Source organism: Ruminiclostridium cellobioparum DSM 1351 = ATCC 15832 (assembly GCF_000621505.1).
In the GTDB taxonomy this organism is placed as follows: Bacteria; Bacillota; Clostridia; order Acetivibrionales; family DSM-1351; genus Ruminiclostridium; species Ruminiclostridium cellobioparum.
Map to the genome: position 1 here is coordinate 173302 of NZ_JHYD01000010.1, position 13141 is coordinate 186442.

Below are 13141 nucleotides of genomic sequence, written 5' to 3' on the forward strand. Positions count from 1 at the left end.
ACGAATTTTGGGGAAAGATTATATAATGTACTAAAGCAAAAATTTTGCTAGAAACGAAGGGTGAGATTATGAACGATTAGTATTCGAAATCCATAAAAATCCAGAAGAGTTTTATAAAATAAAACTTTCTGGATTTTTAGCTTATACTGCATTTCGCTTATTCTTCAATGAATTTTACCAGTTCATCGTTAAATTTGTCGCGTTCATCGTAGAAAGTCGCATGGCCGCTGTATCTGAAGGGTAATAATCTAGAGTTTTTAATACCCTGTTTTTGTATTTCTCCCAGCTGGAAGGGTACAACCCTGTCATGGATGCCATGAATGATCAAAGTCGGAACATTTATTGTCTCCAGGTCATAAAACAGCACTTCGTTCAGCCAGGTATTGGCTATAGCTGCCGTAGACCAGCTGGCCGCCTGCAGTCCCAGCTGGAAGAACCATTCCGAAAGTGCCCCGGTTATACGCTGGTAAAAAAATATATCCCCGAAATCCTGAAGCATCTTTGGCCTGTCATTGTAGGTTCCTTTAATGATTTGAAGAACTACGTCCTTTTCTATTCCGTATGGAAAATTCGGCCGTTTTACAAGGCTGGGAGCTGCCGCATCAAACAGCGCAAGCTTGGCTGCTCCATGTCCATTATGACGGGCCATGTATCTTATTGCAATGGCTCCCCCCGTGGAATGTCCCCCCAGTGTGAAGTTTTGCAATCCCAGTGCGTCAACCACACCTTTGACATCATCAGCCAGCGTGTTATAGTCATATCCGCTCCAGGGCTTATCCGAGAAGCCGAAGCCTCTTGTATCTATCCCGATGCACCTGAAGCCCAGCTTTGGAAGCTGGTTGAACTGGTATTCAAACAATCTGTTGCTTCCCGGCCAGCCGTGCAAAAACAGGATTGTCTTATTCCCCGCCGGGTTAAGGTCTTCAACATAGATCTTTACATTTGTATCAACAGTAATATAGTATCCCACAAATACCTCCTGTACAAAAACTCATTCATTGCATGAATTTGTTATCTCAAGTATATAATTATGAATACTATAGTTGATTTATAACCGTTTATACGCATTCTTCAATAATAAAGCATCCTTCTCCACCACCGGCCCTTCCGAAATCACGCAGCCTTTGACCTTGAAATCCTTTAAGGCTTTCAGGCAGTCCACATAGTTAAAGTCACTTTCAAACAGACGTATATGATTCCTCTCGCCCTTTTCATTGTATTGTATACCCCCCATATGGATGTGGAGATCGTCCAGTGCATCTCTGCCAAGCTGATCCAGAATGTTTTGCAAAATTCCGGCAAAATCATTGTAATTTTTCAGGCATCCGTTTCCCCTGGCATGAATGTGTGAGAAATCGATGCATAATTTGCAGGTCCTCACTTCCTTGCACAGGCCGATCAATTCCTCAAGCGTGCCAAACTGCGTTCCCTTCCCGGTGGTTTCAAGCCTGTAGTCTATTCCCTTGTATGGAAGTTTCGACAGGTTTTCCTTTATGGTAATGAATGTCTCCTCTTTCGAATCATTTAAATAATAGCCGGGATGGAAGACCAGGCTTCTCCCCTCAACCTTTGCCAGGCCCTCCATGGCATTTTTTATTCTTTCCAGGGACTGCTCCTGCTTTTCTTTTTCATCTGCATTCAAATTTATATAATGTGAAGCATGTGCCGACAAATAAAAATTATTTTCCAGTTTAGCCCTTAAGATACTCTCCTTATTGTTATCCGTTACATTGACATTTCTCACGAAAAGAAGTTCCATGGCATCCAGACCTATTGACTCTAAAAAATAAATTCCGACGGCGTAATTCATGTTCCTTAACCCGCTGTATATCGGCAAACCTGATATTCCAAACAATAATTTATCCATATTAATTATCCATGTACTTTTGATTAACTGCATAAAAAACATATCATAGATTATTGTATCTATATTGCCGGTTAATATTACAGCTGCCTGAGAATACCAAAAAAATCAAAAAAGTATCCCAAAATAAGCAATTTAGCCTTTTAATTCCTGCCACTCAGTCATTCTTTAACGCGTCATCAAAAGCTACTGTGGACGGGCTGAAGTTAATGTTTTTAACAAAACTGCAGGCCTCAGTCGCACCAAATATCCTGTCCATACCGCTGTCCTCCCACTCGACGGACAGAGGGCCCTGATAACCGGCGCCGTTCAAAACACGTATTATCTTGTCAAAATCAACATCTCCATGCCCCAGGGAAACAAAGTTCCAGCCCCTTCTCATATCACCAAAGGTCAGATGTGAACCGAGTATTCCGCTTCTTCCGTCCAGATTCACCGAAGTATCCTTCATGTGTACATGATAGACCCTGTCAATGAAGTCACTTAAGAAAATTGTGGGATTTACGCCCTGCCAGATAAGATGGCTGGGATCAAAGTTGATCCCCAGTGTGGGCCTGTAATTGAAAGCTTTTAAGAGCCTTTTGGTAGTATAATAATCAAAGGCTATTTCTGTGGGGTGCACCTCAAGGGCAAATTTGACGCCACACTCATCAAACACGTCAAAAATAGGTGTCCAGAGCTCCACCTGCTCGGTATATGCATCGGCTATCATTTGTTCACTGGTCTGCGGGAAGGAATACCAGTACTTCCATACCGCAGAGCCCATAAAACCGGTGACAACATCACAGCCCATGGCTTTTGCAGCCCTGGCAGTATATTTCATCTCCTCAATGGCCCATGCTCTTATTTTTTCAGGCTGCCCTGCAAATTCCGCCGGAGCAAAGCCGTCAAGCCTTGGATCCCATAAATCACCTACACACTGTCCCGTTAAATGTGCTCCCAGTGCCTTGCAGATCAAACCATGCCTTTTGAGGGTCTCTTTTATTTCCTTTACATAACCTTCGTCACTTGCTGCCCTGCGGCAATTTATCTGTCCCCAGGTGGCTAATTCCAAACCGTCATAGCCCATTTCCCTTGCAGTTCTGCACATCTCTTCCAGTGGCAGGTCGGCCCACTGTCCTGTAAATAATGTTACCGGTCGTCCCATTATAAATCCTCCTTATAAATAAAATTTTTATAGTTAATTGCCAATACATTGCTGATAGTTTTAAAAATCCACCCATATGTTTCCGTTGGCCGAGCTTTTAAGGCAGGCCTCAATAAACCTCACTCCGTCAACCCCGTCAACCACCGTAGGATACTCAATCATTTCTTCTGTAAATACACCGTTTCTCTGGGCGTTCAAACAATCAATATAGTTGGAATAGAAATTGCCCATAGCCTCAAACCAGCCCTCTGTGTGTCCGCTGGGCAGTCTGGTGTATTTGGCTGCAGCCTGTTTTATGGCCCCATGCCCCCTGTGTATCTCAAGCAGGGAGCCGTCCTGTTTTGCCATGTGGAAAACCTCCGGCTGCTCCTGGAACCAGGATATACTGCCTTTGCTGCCATAAATCCGTATTCTGAGTCCATTGTCATGTCCTATGGCTATCTGAGAAGCCCAGTAAACTCCGGTTGCACCGTTTTCAAATTCCAGCATCACAGTTGAATTATCGTCCAGAGTTCTTCCCGGGACCACTTTATCCATTCTGGCAAGCAATCTCTTTATTTTTAAGCCGGTCATACGGTAGACAGTATTTTCTATATGTGTACCAATGTCACCCAAAGCATTGGTATTGCCCGATTGGGCCGGGTCGGTCCTCCATTCCCCCTGTTTGTTGCCTTTTATATCTTCAAACGCCAGCCAGCCCTGGGGATATTCACCCATAACCGTACGGACCTGGCCTATTTCTCCTGCTGCTATGATTTCTCTGATATTCATTGCAGTTACATGTCCTGAGTATACATAAGTGACCATAAACAACAGTTTTTTCTCATTTGCAAGCTTCTCCAATTCCAGTGCCTGTTCAAGAGTAACTGTGAGCGGCTTTTCACAAACTACCGGGATACCGGCCTTCAAGAAAGCCCTGCACGCTTCATAGTGGGCATAGTTGGTAGTCACTATGACTACAAAATCCATACTGTCTTCCCGGCCGGCTTCCTTTGCGGCCATTTCCTCATAGTTTTTATAAAGCCGTTCCTTTTCAATTCCCAGGGCCTCACCCATAGCCAAAGTATTTTCAAAGGAGCGGGAAAAACAACCTGCAACAATCCTTGCTTTTCCGTCCAAACCAATGGCTTTTCTGTGTGCATCACCAATAAATGCACCCGGTCCCCCGCCTACCATTCCATAATTCAAAACCTTGCCCATATACACTCTCCTTTTTCAATTATTTTTATTTCTCACGCTTTTGTATCATTTGCAGGCCCACAGCTACCAGCAGGATCAAACCCTTTACGGTATCATTCAGCAAAGCGTTCATACCAAGAGCCGTGATAATCTTGTCAATGATGGTAAATGCCATTGTACCGAAAATAATACCGGCGATCTTGCCTTTTCCGCCTGACATGCTGATCCCGCCTATTACTACCGAGGCTATGGCATAGAGCTCGAAATTCTTCCCTGAAGTGGCCGGATCAAAGGAAGTGTCCTTGGCTATTTTCAAAAAGGCTGCAAGACCTACCAGAGCACCGCTTATTGCAAATACCTTTATCCTTGTCCATATGACGTTGACACCGGCCAGTTTGGCTGCCCTCTCATTGCTTCCTATTGCGTATATATTCTTTCCGAATTTCATACAGGTTGTCATGTAAATCATTGCGGCAGCCACTATCCAGAATACCACGGCCAGTTGGGGAATTGTAAGAATATTTCCGTTACCAAAGCCGAAAAGGCTCTTATAGCTTTCCATTCCGGCTTCTACACGGTATCTGGTCTCTCCCATTTCATTCATCATATACTGGGAAACAGATCTGAAAATAAGCATGGAAGCCAGAGTGACAATAAATGACGGCATTTTGAATCTGCCTACCAGCACACCGTTCAAAGCTCCGCATAACAATCCCGCCGCTATGGCAAACAGCAGAGTCACAAAAATACTGCCGGCAGCGTTATATACAATAATGGTCAGACCTCCGATAAAGACAAAGGAGGACCCAACCGACAGATCTATATCTCCCGTCATAATGACCAGACCCATTCCCAGAGAGATAGTACCCAGAATGGCACTGTGCAGAAAAATATTGGTAATGCTGGTCCAGGAGGTTTCACTGCCGTTAATGATTAAAAAGGCAATAAATATCACAAGAAATATAATCACATAATTGTAATTGCTCCACAGACCCTTAAATCTCTTATTTACAGGCTGTGCAACCACAGCATTCGCTTGCATGGGACTTTCACCTTGATTGGACATTTTCCACCTCCGTATTTATTCCAGCTGCATTTATAGCATTTGTAGCATGAAGCATGACCGTTTCTTCATTGATTTCCTGACGCTTCAGTGCTACAGATATCCTTCCATGATAAAAAACAACACACCTGTCTGCAATTTTTTGGATTTCCGGAATCTCAAGAGTATTGATGATTATTGTCTTTCCGGCCTTGGATAAGTTCAGAATAAGCCGGTATATCTCACTTTTTGCACCTACATCTATTCCCTGGGTGGGATTGTCAAAAAGTATTATATCAGCCCGGGTGTTCAGCCATCTGGCAAGAATCACCTTTTGCTGGTTTCCGCCGGAAAGGCTGGTTATAGGGTCATTATGACTATTGGCCTTGATATTTAATGTATCTTTTAAATCAGAATACTTTTTAATTTCTTTGTTTTTAAATATATGCTGCTGCCGGTTGTTGATGGTATGTTCGGATATATATGTGTTCTCGAGGATTGTCATGTCCTGGAGTATGGAGTTTTCTTTCCTGTTGGCAGCAACCATGGCCACTTTGTTCTTCATGGCGTTTTGTATGCTGTTGTTTTTTATTTCTTTTCCATGGACAAACAGCTGTCCACCCTGCGGCTCCAATACACCAAAAACCGTCTGGAGCACTTCCGAACTGCCAGCCCCCTGTAAGCCCGTAAACCCAACGATCTCACCGCTTCTTATGGAGAAATCCACATCATAAAAACCCTTCCCGGAAAAACTTTTCAATTCCAGAATGGTATCTCCCAGTTTGCGTTCCTCGTACATTTCCTGATTTGAATAACTTTCGCCAACCATATATCTGGTTATTGCTTCGGGTGAAATCTCCCGGATGTTCCCGCTTTTAATAAATTTACCGTTTCTTAGTACTGTATATTTATCTGAAATTTTAAAAATTTCAGGCATTTTATGTGATATAAATATGAACGATTTTCCAATAGCCTTTAACCGTCCTACAATTTCAAACAGATTTTTTATTTCGGCATTATTCAGTGCAGTTGTAGGTTCATCCAGGATAAACAGTTCGGCATCCCGGTGCAGTGTCTTGGCAATTTCCAGCAGCTGTTTCTTTCCCGTGTCAAGATTATCTGCAAGTTCCAGCGGGTCAATATCCACCCCCAGGTCATGCATCAGCTTGAAGGTTTCCGAAATCATTTCTTTTTTCTTCAGCTTTCCAAAACTATTCACCGGCTCTTTCCCCAGAAACAGGTTTTCATAAACCCTTAAATTATTGAATATGTTCAGTTCCTGATGCACGAAGGCAATACCGGCGCTTTCGGCTCCCTTTATGCTGTTGTGTACAAGTTCCTTACCGTTGAATATGATATTCCCGCTGTCACTGGCATGTACTCCGGCCAGAATATTCATCAGCGTTGATTTGCCGGCCCCATTTTCTCCGATCAGAGCATGGACCTCTCCCCTGCCGACCTCCAGTGTCACATTGTCCAAAACGGTAACACCGAAAAAGGACTTTGAAATATTGGTCATTTTCAGTAATTCCATAGAACCTCCTTCCTCAATAATTGCCACAAAGTACATGCCTGAAATTTGCAGGACTCATAATAAGTTTTTACCCGAAATTTCAGGCCTGTACCCTGATGAAGTTTTTATTGAAGTATAAACCTTCCAGAATTATTTTTCATCATAGGTTCCAAATGCTTTGTAATCGCCAACATTTGAGGAATCAACAACGTGTACCGGTATGATGTAATTTGGATCTATATTTTTTCCGCCGTTCAGTGAGTCCACAAGCACCTGGACAGCTTCCTGGATCATTGCAGGATCATATGTTACAGAAAAGATATCGAATGTCGCCGGGCGGGTTATTGTCTTGTGTTTGTCCTTGAGTACCGCGTACATTTCAGCAAGTCCTGATGAAGCCGAAAGTCCCTTGAGTTGTTTCATAAACTCGGCCTTCTTTCCCGCATCCAGGGCAGAACCGTTTATTGATTCCAATACACCCATGGCTATTTCATCATCATGTGTGTATATCCATATTTTTTTGGAAGTGTCACATTGTGAGCTTCCGAACCAGGATTCAAACAGTTCTTTTCCGGTGTCGCGGCTCCAGCCTGTGGCTGCTGATTTTACAACTACCTTGTTTATTTCATCCTCAGTCCAGCCCTGTTCGGTCAGATATTTTCTGAAACCCTTTGAACGGAGCTCGGGAACGGATGAATTATCTCCAATCATTTCATACACATAATCGTCTTTGCCAAGACCGTCTTTTATAAATCGCTTTGCAGTCTCATATCCGATGCCCTCATTATCTCCCTTTACATTTGCCACCACCTGGGGGTCGATAATGCCGCTTGAAATAACACGGTCAAACTGTACAAAGGGAACTTTTGCGGTAGCGATTTTTTCAAGGGTGGATTGAAGTCCGTTATCATATGGCAGTATTACAATACCTGCAAGCTTGCCGGTATTGGTCAAAAGATCGTCAACCTGCTGGATCTGATCTTCAACATCTTTTGCAGAATAAACTTTTACCGAAAACTTTTCTTTAACAGCCTGATCTTCATTTAATTTATTTACCTTCTCCTGGGCGTATGTAAGTACCGCTCCTGTCCAACCGTGGTCGGCACTCGGCACCATAACAGCTATTTCCTTTACCGATGACTTCTGGGAGCATCCGGTAAAACCCAGTATGGAGGCAGCGGTTAAAGCTGCTGTCAATAACGTTGCAATTAGACGTCCTTTTTTCATACTCTTTCTCTCCTTTAGAACATTTTTTCAGTTTCCTGATAGCTCAAGTATAGCATCGCCGCTTTGTCCGAAAGGTATGTTATCATTACAATACACGTCTTTACGCAACCTCTTTTAAATCATCCCGGTATTGTCAGCTGCCTTTGGTATCTTTTGTTTTCTTAAAGGTGTCAATCTGCTTCTGCATTTCCGAAATAACCTTCTGTGAACCTGCCTGTCTCATTTTATCGACAAATTCACCGTACACCTGCTGCCAGTCCTCCGAGGTGCCAAGTCTCAGGGTATTGAGATATTGTTCCACCACCAGGTCAATCTTGGACATTTCAAGCACCATCATCCTTGTATCAAGTTCAAACCCTGTCAACGGTGAAACTATGGCATTTTTATTATATTGCTCCAGCTGTTCAAATTCACCGGGGGTTTTTTCGTAATTTAAAAAAACATTTCCCAGGGTGTATTGGGACAGCTCATAAAGCGGCTTCCCCGATGCACCGGTTATCCTGTCCACCTGTCCGCTCCCCTTACTTATGAAGTGCCTGCCTTCGAAACCATTGACCAGCAGTTTGTAGGGCGCTTCACCCTTTCCGGTATTCAGCAGGTTTACTATTTCAAGAGCACGCCGGGGATTTTTTGTGGTTCTCGGAAGAGCAACCGCATTCCTGCTGCATTCAAATGAAATATATTTATAATTCTGAAGGGGTTCGTATACCGCTTCGTATTCGGTGGCAATCCTGTCGGCCACCACCCCGTGTTCCCCGTATTCATCCAGAAAAAGCACACTGCCGTTCCTCTTCCCGTCATAACTTTTGGGATTCAGCACCTCTTCAATGTTTTCACGTATATATCCCTTCTCATACCAGTCATGAATGGTTTTAAAGAAAAGCCTGTACGAATCCAGCTCATATTTATTGTATACTTTCAAATCATTGTCAAAAATTTTGATTACGAAGGGGGAATTGGGTCCGTATATACCCTCCAGGCCCTTGTCCGCAATCTTTGATATGGTTTCGCTGGAAATGCCGGTACCCAGGTTTTTTTCAGCTTTCAGGCTGGACAAATATTTTTCCAGGACCTCGTAGCACTCCTCATTTGTATAGTAATCGGCCCGGTTTACGGCACCGATTTCTTGGATGTTTCCATAGGTATTCATATGCTTTTTACTGGATACCACTGCATAATCTTTCCTGTATAACATTCCCATCAGCGGAATGCTGTAAATCTTGCCTTCACGTTTTTGCACCCGCCATATGTTTTCAGGTATTTCGGCCAGAAGCTCCTGTCCATATGTGCTCAATAAATAGTCCAGAGCCATGAAGGAACCTTTTTTTACCTCTTCGGTGTAATTGAATATGTCATTTCCTATCCAGGCTAAATCCAAATGCTCGTTGGTGGCCATTTTCATATCCCACTTTTCCTTGTAAATATCGTATGGGACAATATCAAATTCAACGGTTGTATCAGGATAATACTCCTGCAGTTTTTTATTGAACTCGGAAAATACGCTTTCGGAATTTTTTGATTTCTCACCATAGATCATCCATTTCAGCACAATCTTTTCATTCGGGGTATATTCATTATTTGTCTGTACACTACTTGTCTTTTGTGTACAGGAGATATTTGTCATGAACGTTATTATGACAAATAAAAATACCAGAAGTTTTATATACAATACTTTATGTTTCATTTTACAGACCATGTTAACCTCCATGAGCCGCATTGCGGCCACAAAACTGCAATGAAATTTATCACAGGTTATCCGTTGTTTTGGGCAGAGGCAGGATCAGGGTTACCGTTGTACCGAGGTTTTCTTCACTCTCTATTTCAAGTCCTGCTTCGTCTCCCATAAGCAATTTGATCCTTTGATTGACATTGCGTATCCCGATATGGTCTTCCTGGAGAATATATTTTTCACTCATATCCCTGTTGAGCCGTTCAACTTCTTCCCTGCTCATACCAATGCCGTTGTCTTTTACACGTATGACTATTTTGTCTTCAAGCTTGTCAACGCTGATGGTTATAACTCCGAGTTTTCTCAGAGGCTTGATTCCATGATAAACCGCATTTTCAATAATGGGCTGCAGGCTTACCTTGACGATGTGGTAGCCGGCCGCTTTCTCATCCACTTCCCACAGGACCTGAAGCTTGTCCTCATACCGCAGCTGAAGTATTTTTATATATAGTTTTGTATTTTTGATTTCCTCCTCTATAGTGACCAGCTGCTGATCGCTTTCAAGACTGATTCTGAGCATTTCGGACAGATTTAGTATTATCTGTGATACCTCGTTATCCCCCCTGCAGATTTCCATTGCCCTCCACCGAATATTTTCCAGGGTATTATAAAGGAAATGAGGGCTGATCTGTGCCTGCAGTGCAGTCAGCTGGGCCTTGTTGATGATGTTTGTGTAGGTTTTCATCTCTGCCTGCATCTGCTTGTTGGAATACAGGTTTCTTACTATATTGAGTGCTATTTCATGGGTTTCATCCTTTCTGAGTCCTATATCCACCGAATAGCTCTCTTCGTATATATCCGGGTGCTTCAACAAATTCAGAATATTTTTTACCGGAGTATAACAATACAGTGCAATGATGAACGATGCCACTATAGAAATTAAAATACAGGCCAGAAACAGCTTAAAATAGAAGCCCCTGGTGCTTTTGTTGTATTCGTCATAGGCATTTAACGGCACTGTGGATATATATTTCCAATTGAATTCGTTGGAGGATGCCACCGTCACCAGTAATTCCTGATCCCCGTCATGAATTATCTGATAACCGTCAATATCCTGAAATTTAATGTCCCTGTAATAATCCACCTTGTCGATTTTCTTCATTATATGCTTCTCATTGGAACTGAACAGTATATTATTCCGGTTGTCGACAATGGTTAATGTTTCCCTTGAATCCTTTATATTCGATACTATCAGCTCTTTCATCTTGCTGATATCAATGTTTACAATTATTCCGCCCAGAAACTGCATCTGAGTCAGGCGTAGAGGCTGTATATAAGAAATAAGGTACGGATAGGAGTTGCGTTTTACCCTGCTTATCATTCTGGCAGGCTCATATTCGCGCTCGGTCAGGTTGTCCAGCCAGGTAATGTCATCAAACTCGCTGAGTTTGCCTCCTCCTTCATTGGATACGATGTATCTGCTCTTGTTGGAATATACATATATTGTATCGATATAATTGAATACTCCCGAGTACATTTCGATCTTGGCTTTCACCTTTGCAGTCTGATCCCTGCCAAACAGCTCCTTTGTGTCGGGCAGCAGAAACTTTTTTATATCATCATCCAGGGACAGCTGTCCCGAGATCTGAACGGCCTCTTCCATGACCACATCCACACGGTCCCTTGTTTTTCCGAGGGAATTGACACTCATGCTGCCAACCTCCCTGGTGATGATACCGTTCATTTTATTGGATACTGCCAGCATGATCACAGTAAATGTAAAAACCAGCAGGACCAGTATAATCGCAAAGCTTTTTACAAAAATGCTGTTGAAACGGTAGTCCTGTATGTACTTTAAAATCATGTTTTTAGGATTGCCGGACAGTTTGTTGTTCTGCTTATCTTTCATCATTCAAACTCCTGCCTCTGAAGTATTCTGCAGGCGAACAGCCGGCGTACTGCTTAAAAATGCGGAAAAAGTATTTTTCACTTCTGTAGCCGATCATCTGACTCACTTCATACACCTTGAACCTCCCAAGCGAAAGCAGCTCCTTCGCCTTTTCCATTCTCTGTTCTATGAGATAATCGGTAAAGGTGGTTCCGGTATACTGCTTAAAAAGTCTGCTGAAGTATGTCTGGTTGAGGAAGAATCTGTCGGCAATGCCCTCCAGCGATAAATCCTCTCCTATATGTTTTTTTATATATAGCAGCGATTGTTCCACAACACTTCTGGAACCGGCATTCTGTTTGCTCCTTACTATATCAATGGTGGCTCTGAGCATGTTTTGGCACTTTATTTTAAGTTCTCTTAGGTTTTCTGCTTCCATGATCTGCTGGTAACTGACGGTTTTATTCATATCCTTCCAGAAATCAATTCCCATCTTGACAAATTTGCCTGAAAGCATGGAGAACATATCAATGGATATCTGTTTCACCTGATCTATGGGAAGATTTCGAAATTCCAGGAAGATATTATCAATCATATTGTCCAGTTCTTCAAAATCACCGTCGTTTATGATGCCCATAAGCAATTTATACTTTTGTATCAATTGTTCATAATCTTCCGACAGTAATCCGTTATCCGGACTTTGTTCCAATTCCGCCCGGGAGGATAGCCTGCAATTGTATTCCGACATTTCCACGAGGTTTTTGAATATTTTTTCAATCTTAATATCAAATTTCAACTTCAACAGAGAGTATGCCGACTGGCATTTTTCGTCAATCTGGAGTTTCAGCCTTTTACCGAACATATCGGCCGTCTCGTTCCGGCAGGTAGTGACAATAATTTTAAGAATATCTGCCGAAAGGAAGGTTGGATAGCATTGAATTTCATCGCTTATGCCCCCGAATATATTATTGATCAGATTATGATAATTTTCACTCCGGTTATATGGCAGAAGCTCTTCATCCTCACCGGCCGGTTTAATATCCAGAATACCGCATGGCAGCTCCACATCCATATCCAGTTTAAGCAGATTCTTTCGTTTTATAAGTTTTTCTTTTGCCCGCGGTCCCCCCACCAGCAAACTTATCCAGAACTGTTCCCTGAGTTCGGGAAGCAGCTCTTCGAAATTCCTTTGCTCTGTTATCAGCCTGTGCCCGTTCTCTTTTTTCTTATCCAGGTCTTTCCTTATTTTTGTAAATACCTCTGCTACCTCTTCCATTTTTATGGGTTTTAACAAATAGTGCTCCACACCGTACTCCACAGCCTTACGGGCATATTCGAATTCTTTATACCCGCTTATGATCACGGCCTTGGGAGGCAGCTGCCTGTCATGTATGTATTTTGCAAGCTCCAGCCCGGATACCTGGGCCATTTCTATATCTGTTAAAACAACATCCACATCATGGCTTTCAATATATTCTATGGTTTCCTTCCCGTCCTCAAAGGAAGCGGTAACCTCAAAGCCGAGGCCTCCCCAATCAATATAATTGCATATACCCTTCCTGATGGCTTTTTCATCGTCGACAACAATTAATTTATACATTATTTCATCATC

10 protein-coding genes are annotated in these 13141 nt (G+C 42.6%); all 10 read right to left on the minus strand.

The window, feature by feature from the left end:
* Positions 1-157: 157 nt before the first annotated feature.
* The 10 genes from T344_RS0107620 to T344_RS0107665 all read right to left on the minus strand — a co-directional run bounded on the left by T344_RS0107620 (position 158) and on the right by T344_RS0107665 (position 13129).
* Positions 158-970, minus strand: coding sequence for an alpha/beta fold hydrolase (locus tag T344_RS0107620; RefSeq protein WP_027628208.1), 813 nt, complete (start codon positions 968-970; stop codon positions 158-160).
* Between the two features lie 78 nt (positions 971-1048).
* Positions 1049-1867, minus strand: a complete 819-nt coding sequence (locus T344_RS0107625) for a TIM barrel protein (RefSeq protein ID WP_027628209.1) — start codon at positions 1865-1867, stop codon at positions 1049-1051.
* A 154-nt stretch (positions 1868-2021) separates the two neighbouring features.
* Positions 2022-3011, minus strand: a complete 990-nt coding sequence (locus T344_RS0107630) for a sugar phosphate isomerase/epimerase family protein (RefSeq protein ID WP_027628210.1) — start codon at positions 3009-3011, stop codon at positions 2022-2024.
* A 60-nt stretch (positions 3012-3071) separates the two neighbouring features.
* Positions 3072-4211, minus strand: coding sequence for a Gfo/Idh/MocA family protein (locus tag T344_RS0107635; protein ID WP_027628211.1), 1140 nt, complete (start codon positions 4209-4211; stop codon positions 3072-3074).
* 25 nt (positions 4212-4236) lie between these two features.
* The gene (locus tag T344_RS0107640; RefSeq protein WP_034860764.1) at positions 4237-5256 is read right to left on the minus strand and encodes an ABC transporter permease; all 1020 of its coding nucleotides are present in this window, start codon (positions 5254-5256) and stop codon (positions 4237-4239) included.
* Positions 5240-6766 (minus strand): sugar ABC transporter ATP-binding protein, encoded by a 1527-nt coding sequence (locus T344_RS0107645; RefSeq protein ID WP_027628213.1) that lies wholly within the window; start codon positions 6764-6766, stop codon positions 5240-5242. Before T344_RS0107645 ends, T344_RS0107640 begins: the two co-directional genes overlap by 17 nt.
* A gap of 129 nt (positions 6767-6895) precedes the next feature.
* Complete coding sequence (locus T344_RS27790) at positions 6896-7972, minus strand: substrate-binding domain-containing protein (protein WP_051571649.1); 1077 nt, start codon at positions 7970-7972, stop codon at positions 6896-6898.
* 133 nt (positions 7973-8105) lie between these two features.
* Complete coding sequence (locus T344_RS0107655) at positions 8106-9668, minus strand: ABC transporter substrate-binding protein (protein ID WP_027628214.1); 1563 nt, start codon at positions 9666-9668, stop codon at positions 8106-8108.
* A 49-nt stretch (positions 9669-9717) separates the two neighbouring features.
* Positions 9718-11553, minus strand: coding sequence for a sensor histidine kinase (locus T344_RS0107660; RefSeq protein WP_084331143.1), 1836 nt, complete (start codon positions 11551-11553; stop codon positions 9718-9720).
* The gene (locus tag T344_RS0107665) at positions 11540-13129 is read right to left on the minus strand and encodes a response regulator transcription factor (RefSeq protein ID WP_027628216.1); all 1590 of its coding nucleotides are present in this window, start codon (positions 13127-13129) and stop codon (positions 11540-11542) included. The genes T344_RS0107660 and T344_RS0107665 overlap by 14 nt, the downstream gene beginning before the upstream one ends.
* Positions 13130-13141: the final 12 nt, after the last annotated feature.